This window comes from Lachnoclostridium sp. An76 (assembly GCF_002161355.1).
GTDB classification, from domain to species: Bacteria; Bacillota; Clostridia; order Lachnospirales; family Lachnospiraceae; genus Mediterraneibacter; species Mediterraneibacter caccavium.
The window spans coordinates 100,706-117,985 of the sequence record NZ_NFHL01000006.1; the positions used below are offsets into that span (position 1 = coordinate 100,706).

General features: G+C 53.6%; 15 protein-coding genes. 9 read left to right on the top strand and 6 right to left on the bottom strand.

What is annotated here, in order from left to right; translation table 11 throughout:
• Positions 1 to 49 precede the first annotated feature (49 nt).
• Positions 50 to 373 (bottom strand): hypothetical protein, encoded by a 324-nt coding sequence (locus tag B5G27_RS11525; protein WP_087179014.1) that lies wholly within the window; start codon positions 371 to 373, stop codon positions 50 to 52.
• A 225-nt stretch (positions 374 to 598) separates the two neighbouring features.
• Here B5G27_RS11525 and B5G27_RS11530 point away from each other — a divergent pair, with 225 nt between their 5' ends.
• The 5 genes from B5G27_RS11530 (at position 599) to B5G27_RS11550 (ending at position 6,530) form a co-directional block, all read left to right on the top strand.
• A complete protein-coding gene (locus B5G27_RS11530) occupies positions 599 to 1,879 on the top strand; it encodes an adenylosuccinate synthase (protein WP_087179015.1) in 1,281 nt (426 codons plus the stop codon).
• A 334-nt stretch (positions 1,880 to 2,213) separates the two neighbouring features.
• Complete coding sequence (locus B5G27_RS11535) at positions 2,214 to 2,624, top strand: YbaN family protein (protein WP_087179016.1); 411 nt, start codon at positions 2,214 to 2,216, stop codon at positions 2,622 to 2,624.
• Complete coding sequence (locus B5G27_RS11540; protein WP_242958300.1) at positions 2,621 to 3,010, top strand: nitrous oxide-stimulated promoter family protein; 390 nt, start codon at positions 2,621 to 2,623, stop codon at positions 3,008 to 3,010. Before B5G27_RS11535 ends, B5G27_RS11540 begins: the two co-directional genes overlap by 4 nt.
• Positions 3,007 to 4,767, top strand: a complete 1,761-nt coding sequence (locus B5G27_RS11545; protein ID WP_087179017.1) for an ABC transporter ATP-binding protein/permease — start codon at positions 3,007 to 3,009, stop codon at positions 4,765 to 4,767. The genes B5G27_RS11540 and B5G27_RS11545 overlap by 4 nt, the downstream gene beginning before the upstream one ends.
• Positions 4,764 to 6,530: an amino acid ABC transporter ATP-binding/permease protein gene (locus B5G27_RS11550; protein ID WP_087179018.1), complete on the top strand. Its 1,767-nt coding sequence runs from the start codon at positions 4,764 to 4,766 to the stop codon at positions 6,528 to 6,530. The genes B5G27_RS11545 and B5G27_RS11550 overlap by 4 nt, the downstream gene beginning before the upstream one ends.
• Positions 6,531 to 6,590: 60 nt before the next feature.
• Here the strand turns inward: B5G27_RS11550 and B5G27_RS11555 are convergent, their stop codons facing one another.
• From B5G27_RS11555 to B5G27_RS11575, 5 genes are all read right to left on the bottom strand, one after another.
• Positions 6,591 to 7,013, bottom strand: a complete 423-nt coding sequence (locus tag B5G27_RS11555; protein ID WP_087179019.1) for a flavodoxin — start codon at positions 7,011 to 7,013, stop codon at positions 6,591 to 6,593.
• 38 nt (positions 7,014 to 7,051) lie between these two features.
• Positions 7,052 to 7,603: a DUF3793 family protein gene (locus B5G27_RS11560; protein ID WP_087179020.1), complete on the bottom strand. Its 552-nt coding sequence runs from the start codon at positions 7,601 to 7,603 to the stop codon at positions 7,052 to 7,054.
• A 342-nt stretch (positions 7,604 to 7,945) separates the two neighbouring features.
• Positions 7,946 to 9,691: an ABC transporter ATP-binding protein gene (locus B5G27_RS11565; protein WP_087179021.1), complete on the bottom strand. Its 1,746-nt coding sequence runs from the start codon at positions 9,689 to 9,691 to the stop codon at positions 7,946 to 7,948.
• Positions 9,688 to 11,526, bottom strand: coding sequence for an ABC transporter ATP-binding protein (locus B5G27_RS11570; protein ID WP_087179022.1), 1,839 nt, complete (start codon positions 11,524 to 11,526; stop codon positions 9,688 to 9,690). Before B5G27_RS11570 ends, B5G27_RS11565 begins: the two co-directional genes overlap by 4 nt.
• 76 nt (positions 11,527 to 11,602) lie before the next feature.
• Positions 11,603 to 12,220 carry a TetR/AcrR family transcriptional regulator gene (locus tag B5G27_RS11575; RefSeq protein WP_087179023.1) on the bottom strand — a complete coding sequence of 206 codons (618 nt, stop codon included), beginning with the start codon at positions 12,218 to 12,220 and terminating at the stop codon, positions 11,603 to 11,605.
• A gap of 342 nt (positions 12,221 to 12,562) precedes the next feature.
• Here B5G27_RS11575 and B5G27_RS11580 point away from each other — a divergent pair, with 342 nt between their 5' ends.
• The 4 genes from B5G27_RS11580 (at position 12,563) to B5G27_RS11595 (ending at position 17,280) form a co-directional block, all read left to right on the top strand.
• Positions 12,563 to 12,862: a DUF6110 family protein gene (locus tag B5G27_RS11580; protein ID WP_087179024.1), complete on the top strand. Its 300-nt coding sequence runs from the start codon at positions 12,563 to 12,565 to the stop codon at positions 12,860 to 12,862.
• A 6-nt stretch (positions 12,863 to 12,868) separates the two neighbouring features.
• Positions 12,869 to 15,079 carry a heavy metal translocating P-type ATPase gene (locus tag B5G27_RS11585; RefSeq protein ID WP_087179025.1) on the top strand — a complete coding sequence of 737 codons (2,211 nt, stop codon included), beginning with the start codon at positions 12,869 to 12,871 and terminating at the stop codon, positions 15,077 to 15,079.
• Positions 15,006 to 15,281, top strand: coding sequence for a metal-sensing transcriptional repressor (locus tag B5G27_RS11590; RefSeq protein WP_087179026.1), 276 nt, complete (start codon positions 15,006 to 15,008; stop codon positions 15,279 to 15,281). The genes B5G27_RS11585 and B5G27_RS11590 overlap by 74 nt, the downstream gene beginning before the upstream one ends.
• 118 nt (positions 15,282 to 15,399) lie before the next feature.
• Positions 15,400 to 17,280: a heavy metal translocating P-type ATPase gene (locus tag B5G27_RS11595; protein ID WP_087179027.1), complete on the top strand. Its 1,881-nt coding sequence runs from the start codon at positions 15,400 to 15,402 to the stop codon at positions 17,278 to 17,280.

Here is a 17,280-nt window from a genome sequence, read left to right on the forward strand (position 1 = left end):
CGGATCTGTGGTCCGCCGGACAGTCTCCTGTATTTTATATCACTGATGCTTATTTTTCTTTTGGCTCTTCTGATGTAGTTTCCTCTGGCTTATGAGGTGTTTCTTCTTCTGAGCTTTCTGCCTCTTCTTTTCCGGCATCTTCTTCCGAAGCATCCTGTTTGTCTGTACTTTCAGGATCCTTGCTGAGGGAAACGTACTCCCTCTCGGATGCGGGCTTTAAGTCTGCGTCAAGGTCAAAATCCTCTTCCTCTGTGTGGCCGGAACCGTTTTCGCCGCTGTTTTCGGAATTATTTTTACAGAAATACGCAATCACGAGTCCGATGGCAGTTCCGATCACAGCAAAAATACTGAACCATTTGATCACCTTTTTCAATGTCATGTCTCCTTTCCCTCTGCCTGCCGCCTGTCCGCAGCATGACGGTGCACCTTTAGGTGTTTTTCTGTATTCTAATACTTTTCCCTTTTAATTACAATACCAACACAAAAAACAGGAAATAATATTTTACAGAAAGAAAAAAGTATAGTATAATTCTAACGGCGGTCAATGATAAGTACCGCTGATAAATATTTACAAGCACAATACGCAGGAGGAATAGAGATGGTAAAAGCAGTAGTTGGTGCAAACTGGGGCGATGAAGGCAAGGGCAAGATCACGGATATGCTCGGAAAAGAATCAGACATCATCGTCCGTTTTCAGGGCGGGGCGAACGCAGGTCATACGATCGTGAACGATTATGGCAAATTCGCGCTGCACACACTGCCGTCCGGCGTGTTCTATGAACATACCACGAGCATAATCGGAAACGGTGTGGCTCTGGATGTCCCGAAGCTGTTCGGAGAGATCCAGTCCATTGTGGACCGGGGCGTACCGAAGCCGAAGATCCTTGTGTCTGACAGAGCTCAGATGGTGATGTCTTATCATAAGAATTTTGACGCTTATGAGGAAGAGCGCCTGGGCGGAAAATCTTTCGGCTCCACAAAGTCAGGCATCGCACCCTTCTACTCGGATAAGTACGCAAAGATCGGCTTCCAGGTCAGCGAGCTTTTTGACGATGAGCTGCTCCGGGAGAAAGTCGTAAGAGTGGCGGAGCAGAAGAATGTGCTTCTCGAGCACCTGTACCACAAACCATTGATCGATCCTGAAGAATTATATAAAGAACTGATGGGCTATAAAGAGATGGTAGAGCCCTATGTCTGCGATGTATCCCTCTACCTGCACAATGCGATCAGGGAAGGGAAAAATATCCTTCTGGAGGGACAGCTCGGATCTCTTAAAGATCCTGACCATGGCATTTATCCGATGGTTACTTCCTCATCCACACTCGCAGGATACGGCGCCATCGGAGCGGGAATCCCGCCCTATGAGATCAAACAGATCATAACTGTGTGCAAGGCGTATTCCAGCGCAGTCGGCGCGGGGGCATTTGTCAGCGAGATCTTTGGTGACGAGGCGGAAGAGCTGAGAAGACGAGGCGGTGACGGCGGAGAGTACGGTGCGACGACCGGACGCCCGAGGCGTGTGGGCTGGTTTGACTGCGTGGCTTCCAAATACGGATGCAGGATGCAGGGGACAACGGATGTTGCGTTTACTGTACTTGACGTTCTGGGGTATCTGGATGAGATCCCGGTGTGCGTGGGATATGAGATCAACGGAGAGGTCACCACAGATTTCCCGGTGACACACCTCCTTGAAAAGGCAAAACCGGTACTTAAGACGCTTCCGGGCTGGAAGTGTGATATCCGCGGCATCCGGAAATACGAGGATCTCCCGGAGAACTGCCGGAATTATATCGAGTTCATCGAAAAAGAAGTGGGTTATCCGTTTACGATGATCAGCAACGGTCCGGGAAGAGATGATATCATTTACAGAAATAAGTAAATATTGAAAGCAGATTATAAGAGCTGTCGTACTAAGTGATTAGTGTGGCAGCTCTCCTTTTGGAAAAAAGCATGAAGCAAGGCTGCAATAAGTAACCGCGTGAGTGGTTATTTTTATAGATTTGGGTTAGTTAAAACTTACTAAATAGAGTGGAGAAAATCATGGGCGAAAACAGTAAATTATGGGGAATGTAATAATGAGAAAAATTATCAATAAATATAGTTTTTTGAGAATCATTATTGACAATAAATGTTCCCGGATGGTATATCATATATGGACAAAGTGTTAGTGAGAACTAACTATCTGAAATGAAAGAAGAAAGGATTTTCCCATAATGAAGAAACGAAAGAACCCTTTTCGGATCATCTGGCTGCTGGCAGGCTTCCTGGCCATGGGGATCGGCGCTGTCGGCGTGGCGCTGCCGGTACTCCCGACAACGCCTTTTCTTTTGCTGGCGTCCTTCTGTCTGGCGAAAGGCTCCGACAGATTCCACCGCTGGTTTACCGGGACAAAGCTGTACAAAAGGCATCTTGAGAGCTTTGTGAAAAACCGCTCCATGACGCTGAAGACGAAATTCAGCCTGCTGATCCCGGCGTCCTGTATGCTTGTGCTGGCGCTTCTGGCCATGTCCAATATTTACGGAAGGCTTTTTATTGTGTTCCTGATCATTTTCAAATATGTGTATTTTTTTACAAAGATAAAAACAGTCCCTGCCGGATACCGGCTGGAAAGTGAGGCCGGATGAGAGAGAAGATGACGGTGCGCGCAGAATATACAGAAGCAAAACGAAAGAAGGAGCAGCTGGTTGTGGAGGAGATGATCCGCCTGTACTGCCGGAAACATCATGGGGAGTACGACAGGAAGACAGGGAGGATGTGCCCGGCATGCCGGCAGCTTTCCGATTATGCAAAGCTGCGCAGCGAGAAATGCCCCTTCATGGAGCAGAAGACTTTCTGCAGCTGCTGCAGGGTGCACTGCTATCAGCCGGAGATGCGTGAGAAGATCCGGCAGGTGATGCGGTTCTCAGGTCCCCGTATGCTGCTGTATCACCCCGCGCTGGCGCTGTGGCATGTGGCATGTAGTGTGCGGGAAAAGAGAAAGCAGAGGGAAAGGATGGGAAAAACCGGATGATCAAAAAAAGGCTTGTGGAATTATTGTCCCATGCGAAAAAATATATTGTATATCAGGTGGCGTGGCAGTGGCTGTCCCTGCTCTGTCAGATCGTCATGATCTACTGTGTGTCCATGCTCCTCGAGCAGGCTCTGTTCTGGGAAGTGACGGCTGCGGAGGCGGCCCGCTTCGGCGGGATCGCTGCGCTGGCTATGGGACTTCGCTTTGTCTGTGACCGGGGAGCTTCCAGAGCGTCCTACCATGCGTCTGTGGATGTGAAGCGGATCCTGAGGGATAAGATCTATGAAAAGCTTCTGCGGCTGGGTGCGTCCTACCGGGAAAAGGTGACAACCTCCGAGGTAGTGCAGATGGCGGCGGAGGGCGTGGAGCAGCTGGAGACTTATTTCGGGAAATATCTCTCCCAGCTCTTTTACAGTCTGCTGGCGCCGGTGACACTGTTCATCGTGCTGTCTTTTGTGAGCTGGAAGGCAAGCCTGGTACTGCTCATCTGCGTGCCCCTGATCCCCATATCCATCGTGGCAGTGCAGAAGTTCGCCAAACGGCTTCTCAATAAATACTGGGGCATCTATACGGAACTGGGAGACAGTTTCCTGGAGAACCTGCAGGGATTGACCACGCTGAAGATCTATCAGTCGGACGAACAGAAAGCCCGGGAGATGGACGTGGAATCACAGAAATTCCGGCAGATCACCATGAAAGTATTGACCATGCAGCTTAATTCCACCAGCGTGATGGACATCATTGCATACGGCGGGGCAGCAGTCGGCATGATCGTGACGCTCTCCCAGTTCATGCATGGGAATTTAAGCGTACATGGCGCGCTGATGCTGATCCTGCTGGCGTCGGAGTTTTTTATCCCCTTACGCCTCCTGGGCTCTTTCTTCCATATCGCCATGAACGGTATGGCGGCAAGCGATAAGATCTTCGCTCTCCTTGACCTGCCGGAACCGACGGAGAAGACGGAAACCCTGGATGGGAAGGAGATGGATCTGGAATTTACAGCAGTCCGTTTTTCCTACGAAGCAGGCCGTGAGATCTTGAAGGGCGTCAGTATGGAATTTCCGGCGGGGAGCTTTACTTCCATCGTGGGGACTTCCGGCTGCGGCAAGAGTACGGCTGCGGCTATCCTGATGGGAAGGAATCAGGGATATCAGGGCAGTGTGACCATCGAGGGAAAAGAACTGTCCCTGATCCGGGAGGACAGCCTGATGGAACACATTACTCTGGTCAGCCACAACAGCTACCTCTTCAAGGGAACGGTGGAAGACAACCTGCGGATGGGAAAGCCGGACGCATCGGAGGAAGAGATGGAGAATGCGCTAAAGAGCGTGAATCTGTGGGGATTCCTTTCCGCGCAGCAGGGGCTTGCCACGCCCCTTGCGGAGAAGGGAGCCAATCTCTCCGGCGGTCAGTGCCAGCGTCTGGCGATCGCCCGGGCGCTGCTCCACGACACGCCGGCCTATATCTTTGACGAGGCCACCTCGAATATTGACGCGGAGAGCGAGGAGATGATCATGGACGTGATCCATGCGCTGGCAAAGACAAAGACCGTAATCCTGATCTCCCACCGTCTGGCAAATGTGGTGGGATCAGACCGGATCTATATGATGAAGGACGGGCGGATCGAAGAGGCGGGCAGCCACGAGGAACTGCTGGAAGCTGGCGGAGAATATGCGAAGCTTTATCGCTCCCAGATGGAACTGGAGCAGTATGGAAAGAGAAAAGCAGAAGAGTACGGAAAGGAGGCGGCAGTATGAGCGGAGAAGTGAATCGAGAAACTACAGGCGCAGGGGCGGCAGAGAGAACAGCGACCCGCAGGCGCAGCGGCATCCGGATCATGGGACAGCTGATCGGGCTGGTACGTCCCCTCCTGCCGGTCATGCTCCTTGCCATCGTGCTTGGCACTGTGGGGTATCTGTGCGCTATCTTCCTGACGATCCTTGCCGGATACGGACTGATGCATACGCTCCTTGACGCGGCTATGGAAGCCATGGGACTTGGAATAGAAGCATCCGGCGCCGGGCTGTTTCTTGGGATGGGGACCGGCACCCTGTTTCTTGTACTGATCGTGATGGCAGTGATGCGGGGAATCCTCCACTATGGAGAGCAGTACTGCAACCACTTCATCGCGTTTAAGCTGCTGGCTATCATCCGGCACAAGGTGTTCGCGGCTTTGAGGAAGCTCTGCCCGGCGAAGCTGGAGGGCAGGGATAAGGGAAATCTGATCTCGGTGATCACTTCGGATATCGAACTTCTGGAAGTATTCTATGCCCACACGATTTCCCCTATTGCGATCGCAGTCCTGACATCCCTGGTCATGGTGCTCTTTATCGGGCAGTTTTCCATCCCGGCGGCTGTACTGGCGCTGGCGGGTTATCTCGTGGTAGGTGCGGTTATCCCCCTGTATTTTGGAAAAAGGGGAGCGGATAAGGGGATGGAGTTCCGCACCGGTTTCGGGGAGCTGAACAGTTTTATCCTGGACTCCCTCCGGGGCCTGGATGAGACGGTCCAGTACGGGCAGGGAGAAAAACGGCGGAAAGAAATGACGGAGCGCTCGGACAGACTGGGCGGGATGCAAAAAGAGCTGAATCAGCTGGAGGCTTCCCAAAGATCGGGGACGAATCTGGCAATTTTGTTCTTCTCCTTTGCCATGCTCTTCCTGATGATCGCGCTGAGACAGGCAGGGGGAGTGGATCTGACCGGGATGCTGGTGGGAACCATTGCCATGATGGGATCTTTCGGTCCGGTGACCGCCCTTGCCAATCTGTCCAACAACCTGAATCAGACTCTGGCAAGCGGGGAGAGGGTCCTCTCCATTCTTGAGGAAACGCCTCAGGTAGAGGAAGTATCCGGCATGGAAGAAGTCTCCTTTACTGATGCAGAGGCGGACAATGTGGACTTTGCCTATGGAGAGGAACAGATCTTAAAAGATTACAGTATCCGCATTCCGAAAGGGAAGATCGTGGGGATCCATGGAGCCAGCGGTTCCGGAAAGTCCACGCTTCTGAAGCTTTTGATGCGCTTCTGGGATGTGCAGGGTGGCCAGGTCCGGATATCCGGGCGGGATGTGCGGGGGCTTAATACAGACAATCTCCGCCGGATGGAATCCTATGTCACCCAGGAGACCGTCCTGTTCCACGACTCTATCGCGAATAACATCGCTGTGGGAAAACCCGGGGCATCCAGGGAAGAGATCGTGGAAGCGGCAAAGAAGGCGTCCATCCATGACTTCATCCTGACCCTTCCGAATGGTTATGATACGGAGGTGGGCGAGCTGGGTGATACGCTGTCCGGTGGCGAAAGACAGCGGATCGGGATTGCGCGGGCGTTTCTCCACGACGCGCCTTTTATCCTTCTTGACGAGCCTACCAGCAATCTGGATTCCCTGAATGAAGGCATGATCCTGAAAGCCCTGAAAGAAGGGCGGGGGGATAAGACGGTGCTGCTGGTGTCCCACAGGAAATCTACTATGAATGTGGCGGATGTGGTGTACCGGATGGATAACGGAAGGCTGTCATAGGGCTGCAGTTTACTGCAGCCCTATGACAGCGGAAGAGTGATACATTAAAGACAAGGTTCTTCAGGCCAACGCCGCACCAAGCGCACGGCACTCTGACAGTGCCTCCTCATCCGGGGCTTCATTGCAGATTACGCTGTCGGCAGCAAGATTGGCTCCGTCCTGACTGCAGCGCTCCTCCCAGCTGCGCATCCATTCCCCGTCGCCCCAACCATAGGAACCGAACAGGGCGATGCTTTTCCCCTGCAGCTCTCCCTCGCAGGCGGTGAACATGGGTTCAAACTCGCTTTCCTCCAACTGTTCCGCTCCCATAGAAGGGCAGCCGAAGGCGATGGCGTCATAGGCGCTGACCTGAACCGCCGAAAATTCGGAGGCAGTGAGAAGATCCACTTCCGCACCTTTTTCCCTTGCGCCTTCCGCCACGGCAGAGGCCATGGCTTCCGTGTTGCCGGTACCACTCCAATAAACAACTGCAATTTTACTCATAAGATCAAACTTCCTTTCTGTTTTTTATCGTGGAAACATCATCCAGCTACTGTAAGCTGCTCGATGGATTTCCCTTGTTTCCATTGCTGAAAATAAATTTTGCTGCACAGATCGTATTTTTCAAAGATTCTTTTTGCCGCCTTTTCATCTCCGTATACCTTCCAGCAGCCCTGGCACTTATGGTTAAAGGCTTTGTTGTCGATGAATCCCAGAACATCTTCTGGCGGGTAACTTAAAAACAGGCCGATCTCATGGGGAAATTCTTTCTCAGACTGGAGACGGCGGATCAGGTGCATCACACAGGCATTGAGATTTTCCGGCGTGTAGCCGTAGCGCAGCAGCAGCTCTCTGGCCTGATGATCCGTAAGGTCATTCTCTAACGCATGAGGACGGTAGACATAGATCAGGGCGCGGCCCTGGCAAACCCTGAGCGGCAGGATACGGATTCCCATGGGCACCAGTTTTTTGTTTAAGCCGGATACCAATCTTGTCAGTTCCTTTCTGCAGGGGCAGACACAGGAAAACAGGTTTCCGGTCTTGATCCCCGCCAGGGTAGGAGAGCAGTGGCGGATGAGCAAATCTTCAGACATGAGCATCTTCCCTTCGTGAATCGTGAAATAGCAGCATCTTCTTTACAATGAGTTAGATAGAACTAACCTTTTGACAAAAAAAATAAATACTTTCAAGTAGAGATATAATATCAAGAAGATTAGTTGCAACTAACTAACGTTGATTATAATGTCCCGGAGCGGAATTGTCAAGTTGTTTTTCTTTGAGGTTCCGTCTTATCGTTTTTCCTTATCGTTTTTCCTTAAAGTTCCGCCTTATAGCGGAAGAACCCGTATGGTTAAAGGATGCGGCGGTACATGCCAGGGATTAAAACAGCCGGAGTCACTGTCCATGGACTCCGGCTGCATAGGGATAGAGATGTGTTATCTCAGCCTCCACCCGGCGCTCTGTCTCTGCAGTTCCACCATATGGCGGAAGAGGCCGTTTTGCTTCATCAGTTCCGCAGGGGTTCCCTGCTCTGTCACCCTTCCGTCAGAGAGAACAACGATCTTATCCGCAGCTTCCACGGTGCGCATCCGGTGGGCGATGACTAGGACCGTCTTGCCCTGGAGCAGGCGGGAGAGAGCTTCCTGAACAGCGCTCTCATTTTCCACGTCCAGGCTGGCAGTGGCCTCATCCAGAAGGATGACCGGCGCATCTTTCAGAAGCGCACGGGCGATGGAGATCCGCTGCCGCTCGCCGCCGGAGAGGGTGGAGCCGTTCTCGCCGATGATGGTCTGATAGCCCTGCGGCAGTTCCCGGATAAATTCATCACACCGGGCGGCTCTGGCGGCTGCGATCACTTCCTCATCCGAAGCGCCCCGGCGGCCCAGACGGATATTCTCCATCACCGTATCCCGGAACAGCACCACATCCTGGAATACCATGGAGTAGGAGCGAAGAAGCGTTTCCGGGTCTACTGTGGATACGTCCGTTCCGCCTAAGAGAACCTTTCCGCCTGTGACGTCCCAGAACCGGGCGGCCAATTTGCAGGCAGTGGATTTCCCTCCGCCGGAGGGTCCGATAAGAGCGGTCACCTCTCCCTGCTTTGCCGTGAAGCTCACATCCTCAAGCACGCCGTCTCCCTCCCGGTAGGCAAAGGAGACATGGTCAAAGGTGATGTCATAGTTCTTCGGTGTAAAGTTTTCTGTCCCCTCCTGTACCGGCTGCTCCAGGATGGAGCGCATCCGCTCGATCTGCAGCTTGGCATTGAAGGTGGCGGCGATATTCTGGAGTACCAGTCCCAGCGGGTCATATAATCTGGCGGCTGCAAAGAGAAACCCGAGAAAATAGAGGAAAGAAAGTTTCCCGGCTGCCAGAAGAGCCCCGCCGGTCAGGATAGTGGTTGCCAGACCCAGCCGGAGGAACGCCTGAGCGGAGCAGACGAACACGCCGGTTGCCAGCTCCGAATGGATAGAGCCCTTTTCCATGGCTGCAAGTTTCTTCTCCAGTTTATCCATGTATGCGTCCTGCCGGCTGCATGCCCTGATATCCCGGATGGTTTCCAGTCCTTCCTGGATACAGTCGGCGACTGCCCGTTTGTTTAAAATATTCTTTGTGCCGAAGGCGTCCTGGATCTTCTTGCTGCCTGCCGTCAGAAGGAGCGCAACAGGCACGACCCACAATATGGCCAGCGCCATCCGCCAGTCGCAGAGAAACATGGCGACGCCGATCACCAGCGTGGAGAAGACGGATGCAAAGAGCTGCGGCACGTAGTGGGAGAACAGTTGGTCCAGACTGGAGCAGTCTGCGATCATGGTGGAGGTCAGGTCGCTCAAGTCCCGGTTTCCGAAAAAGCTTAAGGGAAGCCGCCGCAGGGTTTCCGCCAGGCTTATCCGGCGGCTGGCGCTCTCTTTATAAGTGGCAAGATACAGCGAAGCATACTGGAACCAGTGGAGAACAAACAGCAGGACCAGGACCGCCAGGGCAGAGCCTGTATAGATCCAGAAGCCCTCCATGGGACTGCCGCCGGTTTCCATGGTATCCAAAAGGTGCTGCGCCGTAAACAGGACGGCTCCCACAGGAAGCATCAGGCTTAAGTTGCACACAAAACACCAGATGACGGCTTTGACCAGGTCTTTTGCCCCTTTCTCGCTGAGCGCGAATAAGTGCTGTAATTTCTTTGTCATAATGTCTTTTCCCCCTTTCCGTTTCTGTGCACTGCCTGCCGTGCCTTATGGTATTCTCCGGCAGGATTTCCGACTTTCCAACGGGCGCTGCGCTGATAGTCCTCCCACATGGCGGCATATACGCCGTGCTGTGCGAGCAGGCTCTCATGGCAGCCCTGTTCAGAGATCTTCCCGCCGCTTAAGACGATGATGTGGTCGGCATCCTGTACGGTGGACAGCCGGTGGGCGATCATCAATACGGTTTTATTTTTGATCAGCGCTTCAAACGCCTTCTGGATCTGGTGCTCATTTTCCGGGTCGGCAAAAGCGGTTGCCTCGTCCAGCACCACGATGGGAGCGTCTTTTAAAATGGCGCGGGCAAGAGCGATCCGCTGCTGTTCGCCGCCGGAGAGGTACACGCCTCGGGCTCCCACAACAGTGTCCAGACCATGAGGGAGTTTTTCCAGAATGTCATCACACTGCGCGGCATGTGCGGCGGACAGGACTTCCTCTCTGGAAGCGTCCGGCCGGGCTGCCCGGATATTTTCCAGAAGGCTCTCTTTAAACAGCCGGGTATCCTGAAATACAAAGGCCACCTGTCTCATCAGGTCTTCCGTATCCATTTCCCTGACATTGACTCCGCCGATGGAAACCGTACCGCTGTCCGTATCCCAGAAGCGGGGGATCAGGCTGGCGGCTGTCGTCTTGCCTCCCCCGGAGGGCCCTACCAGCGCCGTCACCTGACCGGGGCGGACTGAGAAGGACACATCGGCAAGAGCCGGGCGGTCTGCGCCGGGGTAGGTAAAGGTCACATGGTCAAAGGATACGGCGGCATCTGCCGGATGTTTCTGTACGCCTGTGTTTTCCATCGGTTTCTGGCTCAGGATCTCGTCCAGGCGTCCCACGGCTTCATCCGCCTCCATGACAGCTTCACTCATGTACATGATCCGGTTGATCATCTGGCCGCAGGCAGGGGCGAACAGAGCATAGAAGATAAAGTTGACAAGCACCGCGCGCACGTCCCCGCCGGAGGCAAGCAGCAGAGCCGCCGGGATCAGCAGGGCGAAAGCTCCGTTGATAAAAGTCAGGAAACAGGTCTGCCCCACACGGCAGCTCATGGCGTACTGGCTGGCAAGGTCGCTGTAGTCCCTGATGGCTGCATAGAAAGCTTTGAAAGAGTACACGGTCTGCTGGAACATTTTTACCACGGGGATGCCCCGGACATATTCCACTGCCTCGCCGCTCATGCGCTCGATCTCCTTCTGATAGCGGTGGAAAAAGCCGGCGTTCTTTCCGCCCATCATCAGGCACATGGACAGCAGCGCCAGTACCATGGTGAGCAGGCAGAGAAGCCCCATTTTCCAGTCAAAGAGGAACAGCATCAGGACGGCGGCAATGGGAGTGACGATCGTTCCCGCCAGGTCAGGAAGCTTGTGGGCAAGCAGATCTTCTGTAAGACCGGCATTGTCATCGATCAGTTTCCTGAGCCGTCCGGACTGACTGCCTGTGAAGAATCCAAGAGGCAGCTTCAGAACATGCGCCATGGCAGAGCGCCGGATATTCCGGGCTGTGCGGAAGGCTGCGATATGAGTGGACATGAGCGCTGCAAAATACAGGACGATACTGCCGATGGCGGTCCATACCGCCCACCAGCCCCAGCGGGAAAATCCGGACACTCCGGTGAGAGAGGGCCAGCTCTCCAGCACATTCCTCGCCGCAAGCCATACGCATACATAGGGGATCAGCCCCAGTACCGCGGACAGGGCGGAGAGGACACAGCCCAGCAGGGTGAGATTTCTGTGCCCGCCCGCATAACCCAGGATGCGGGCAAGGCTGCTTTGCTTTTTTTGCTTCAAAAGATTACCTCCCTTTCGGTTAAAATATTTATCATGAAGTTAGAATTAACTAACCATCATGCAAAAAAGATGGGGGCTACGGCCCCATCAGTTTCAGCCATCCGGCTGTATAAAAGTCCCTGAGCTGATCTGTATAGCGCAGGGCCCTGTCTTTTGGCATATCGTGTATCACGACCTCAAAGATCCCGTTAAACATGCCGCTGGCAATGATATGGCACATCTGTTCATCCAGTTCGGGGATATCCCGTCCAAGACGGCGGAGAACATCCATGTATTTCAGCGTATATTCCACTTCTACCTCGACCATGTTGTGGACGAAATGTTCATAACTGGTGCCTTCTGACCGGCTAAGCAGCAGCTTTACCGGTTCCCGGTGCCGGCAGATATAATCCACCATCCAGTGGACGCAGTCCGAGGACTCCACTCCCATGTGATCCGGCTGCTGTTCTTCGGGCAGTTCCGCGAAAGAAGTCTGGGCTTCCATAAACCTGCCCATAAGGGCGGCGGCATGGGGTTCCACGATGGAGGCGAACAGGGCTTCCTTGCTGGAAAAGTAGCCGTAGAAAGCTCCGGTGGTCACACCGGCATTTTTCACGATCTGGCGAAGGGAAGCGCCCAGGAATCCTTTCTCTGAAAATTCATCCAATGCGGCCTGCTGGATCCGCTCTAATGTAGATACTGTTTTTTCGTCCATTGCGACCTCCGTATAACAGTGATATATAACAATGTTATATTATGAGAATATCCCTTTCCTGTCAAGAGGGTTTCAAGGATTCTATGGGATAGTGAGAAGATTTATCGATAAGCCGGGTTAGGTTTGACTAGCCTGCTCCGGTGTTGCTATGCTGATACGGTATTCTTATGGAAAATCAGCAAAAAGAAAGAAGGGATGACGTGTGAAACAGCACAGATTCTGGGCATGGGCTGCAGTGTTCTGTTTCATAATGGTATTTTATACCGGATACAGACATAAGTGATCAGTCAGCCTTGGACAATTCAGCAATTATTTTTATAGTTTAACAGGAGGTAAGTTATTATGTTCAGTGAATCATTGATGAAGAAGATCGGATTATTTGCAGGGGGCGTCCTCTTCGGGACAGCAGGGGTAAAGATTTTATCCAGCAGGGACGCAAAGAAAGTATATACAGAGTGTACGGCGGCCGCGCTGCGGGCAAAGGACTGCGTGATGAAAACAGTCACGACCGTACAGGAGAATGCGGAGGATATCCTTGCGGAAGCACAGCAGATCAATGAAGAAAGGGCTGCACAGGAAGCAGAGACAGTGCAGGAGACAGAGGAAGACGGTGCGGATCCTTCAGACGAAGGAACTATGTAACCGCCCATGAAATTTATCATAAAGCATGAGATCAGGGGCCGTCTCCGCATCCATGTCGTTCAGGGAAAAATGACATGTGTGGAGGCGGATACTCTTTTCTGGTTTCTGGACAGGCAGAAAAATATAACAGATGTGAAAGTGTATGAACGCACCGCAGACGCTGTCATCTGTTATACAGGGGATCGGAGCGGACTGATCCGTCTGTTGAAGAGCTTCCGGTATGAAGATGTAACCGTGCCGGAAACCGTTGTCCGCAATTCCGGAAGGGCGCTGAACGCCTCATATAAGGAAAAACTGATCGCGAAAGTGCTGCTGCATTACGGCGGAAAGCTTCTGATGCCCTCTCCCCTGCGCGCGGGGCTTGTGATGATCAGGTCGCTTCGATATCTGGCTGCGGGGCTTCGCTGCATCCGGAAGAGGAAGATCGAAGTCCCGCTTCTGGACGCGGCGGCGATCGGGGTCTCTGTCCTGCGGCGGGATTTTAATACCGCCGGGTCGGTCATGTTCCTGCTGGGGGTGGGAGAGCTTCTGGAAGAGTGGACCCACAAAAAATCCGTGGGAGACCTGGCGCGGAGCATGTCCCTGAATATCAAAAAGGTCTGGCTGAAGCGGGACGGGCAGGAAATTCTGGTAAAGGCGGACCAGATCCGAAAAGGCGACGTGGTGACTGTACATATGGGAAATGTGATCCCCTTTGACGGTGAGGTATCCGGCGGGGAAGGTATGGTAAACCAGGTTTCCCTGACCGGCGAGGCCATGCCTGTGCGCAGGGTGCAGGGGCAGTCCGTCTATGCGGGGACCGTGGTCGAAGAGGGAGAGCTGGACGTCCTGGTAAAGGCGGTTTCCGGCTCCACCAGATTTGAAAAGATCGTGGCCATGATCGAAGACTCGGAGAAGCTGAAGTCTTCCATGGAGAGCAGGGCGGAGCATCTGGCCGACAGGCTGGTGCCGTATACACTGCTTGGAACGGCAGGGGTATGGCTCCTGACCAGAAACGTGACAAAGGCATTGTCCGTGCTCATGGTGGACTTCTCCTGCGCGCTGAAGCTTGCCATGCCGCTGACCGTGCTGTCGGCGATCCGGGAGGCAGGCGGGTACGGGATTACTGTAAAAGGCGGAAAATTCCTGGAAGCAGTGGCGGAAGCGGACACCGTGGTCTTTGATAAGACCGGGACGCTCACCAAGGCAAAGCCCACGGTGAAAGAAGTGATCCCCTTTGGAGAGGAACCGGAAGAAGAGTGCCTGCGGATCGCAGCGTGCCTGGAGGAACATTTCCCCCATTCCATGGCAAAAGCCGTGGTGGATGCCGCGAAGAAGCGCCGGCTCGCCCATGAGGAAATGCATTCCAAGGTGGAGTATATCGTGGCTCACGGGATCTCTTCCTATATTGACAGGAAAAAAGTGGTGATCGGAAGCAGCCATTTTGTCTTTGAAGACGAGGGATGCAGGGTCCGCCCGGAATACCGGGAGCGATTTGAGGCGCTGCCGGAAGAATACTCCCACCTGTATCTTGCCATCGAGAAGGAGCTGACGGCGGTGATCTGTATCGAAGATCCGCTGCGGGAAGAGGCGGCGGACATGATCCGTGCGCTGAGAGCAGAAGGAATACAGAAAACAGTCATGATGACCGGGGACAGTGAGAAGACAGCTGCCGCTGTCGCACGCCGGGTCGGCGTAGACGAATACTATGCAGAGGTGCTGCCGGAAGAAAAGGCCGGCTTTGTAGAGCGGGAGAAAGCGTCGGGACACAAGGTTATCATGATCGGGGACGGAATCAACGATTCGCCGGCTTTGTCTGCCGCCGATGCGGGGATCGCCATCAGCGACGGAGCGGAACTTGCAAGGGAGATCGCCGACATTACCATTGCGGCGGAAGACCTGGCAGAGCTGGTCGTTCTGAAGCGCCTTGCCAACGGGATGATGAAGCGGATCGGGAAAAATTATCACCAGATCATCGGGATCAACGCTGGGCTGATCGCGCTCGGCGTTGCCGGAGCGCTCCAGCCGACGACTTCGGCGCTGCTCCACAACACGTCTACACTGCTGATCAGCTTAAGGAGTATGAGAAATCTCTTGACAGGAAAATCTTTTTGTCCGATAATATGCCATACAGATACCCCTAATGGTATAAAGGAGGCAGAATATGAAACAATGTATGGACTCAGACAATCTCCACCGCCGGCTGAAGAAAATCATCGGACAGGTGCAGGCCATTGACCGCATGATCGATGAAGACATTCCCTGTGAAGATATCCTCGCGCAGATCAATGCAGCAAAGTCCGCGCTCCATAAAGCGGGGCAGGTTGTTTTGGAAGGGCATATCAAACACTGTGTCAGGGACGGGATCGAGCACGGCGACGCTGACCAGACGATCGCGAATTTTACGAAAGCAGTAGAGCGCTTTGCGAATATGAACTGAATATCAGATGAAAGCCAGCCATAACAGTCAGGCTGGTTTTCTTTTATCTCATTGACAACCTATACCCCCATACGTATAATATACACATACCTATATAGGTATGTGGAAGGAGGAACATATGTTGAAAACACTGGAAAACTTTCTGGAATGGGGAGGGGTAAAAAAAGATGTGACCTGCCTGATCTTATCAGGGATCGCACTGCTTGCCAGCCTTTTGGACGTTGAATTATTTCATATAAACCCTGCGTGGATCGCGATCATCCTGTGCGGGGTCCCAATCATTCTGGAAGCAGTCATAGGGCTTGTTACAAGATTTGATATTAAGGCGGACGTCCTTGTCTCCCTTGCGCTGATCGCATCCGTTATCATCGGGGAGATCTTTGCTGCCGGGGAGGTTGCATTTATCATGCAGCTCGGAGCGCTTCTGGAAGATCTGACTGTGGCGAAGGCAAGGGCAGGGATCGAGAAGCTGGTCCATCTGACGCCGCGGACGGCGCGCCGGATCTTTGACGGGAAAGAGGAAGTCATCCCGGCCGAGCAGGTACAGGCAGGCGACGTGCTGAGAGTGCTCCCCGGTGAGACGATCCCTGTTGACGGGATCATCTTATCCGGGCAGACTTCTGTTGATCAGGCGGTTATGACGGGCGAATCCATTCCGGTGGATAAGGGAGCAGGTGACAGTGTTTCCAGCGGAACCGTCAATCAGTTCGGTTCCTTTGATATGAGAGCGACAAAAGTGGGCGACGACAGCTCGATCCAGCGCATGATCAGGCTGGTCCAGTCGGTTGACGCCGGGAAAGCGAAGATCGTCGGGATCGCAGACCGCTGGGCAACGTGGATCGTAGTGATCGCTCTGAGCGCGGCGGGACTGACATGGCTCATCAGCGGGGAGATCATCCGTGCGGTAACGATCCTTGTTGTTTTCTGCCCATGCGCGCTTGTCCTTGCTACGCCAACAGCGATCATGGCTGCGATCGGGAATGCGACAAAACACGGATTTCTCGTAAGGGAAGGAGACGCCCTGGAGCGGCTGGCGTCTGTAACGAAGATTACATTTGATAAGACGGGAACCCTCACTTACGGGACGCCGAGGGTGACTGCGGTAAAAAGCTTCAGTAAGGAGTGGACCGACGGGGAGCTTTTCCGGCTTACGGCCTGTGCGGAACAGCGCTCGGAACATCCGCTGGGGAAAGCGATCGTGGAAAGCTATAAAAATCAATATTCTGACGAGCTGCTGGCACTGGCACGGTTTCAGATGATCCCGGGGCAGGGAGTGTCGGCAGAGGCGGGAGGATATGAGATCCTTGCCGGAAATCCGGAGCTGCTCCAGGCGGATCAGATCACCCTGCCGGAGGATATGAGGGCCGCTGCGGCTGCTTATCTGGAGACCGGAAGCACGATAACCTATGTGGCGGTCTCGAAAACAGCCGTCGGATTCATCGCCCTGTCAGATACGCTGCGGCAGGATGCGCCTGACACGGCTGCGCGCATCCGGGATACCGGAGCTGCCCCTGTGCTGCTGACAGGAGACAATGAGAAAGCGGCGGGATATATGGCGGGGCAGCTGGGGATCCGTGAGATCCATGCAAACTGTCTGCCGGAGGACAAGCTGCGGTATATCGAGACGTTCCAGAACAACGGAGAAATGGTCTGCATGATCGGGGACGGGATCAATGACGCACCCGCTTTGAAGAAAGCCTGTGTGGGGATCGCCATGGGCGGGATCGGAAGCGATATCGCGGTCGATGCGGCGGATATCGCCCTGATCAACGATAAGATCAGCGAGCTTCCCCACCTGCTCCTTCTGGCAAGGCGGATGATGCTTACGATCAAATGCAACCTCACATTTTCCATGACACTGAATTTTATCGCTATCGTTCTCGCGATCACAGGAGTGCTGAACCCGGTAGTCGGCGCGCTGGTCCATAACGCCGGATCAGTCATCGTGATTGTTAATTCTGCATTTTTGCTGGGATGGAAGAAAAAGAGCAGGTCTTAA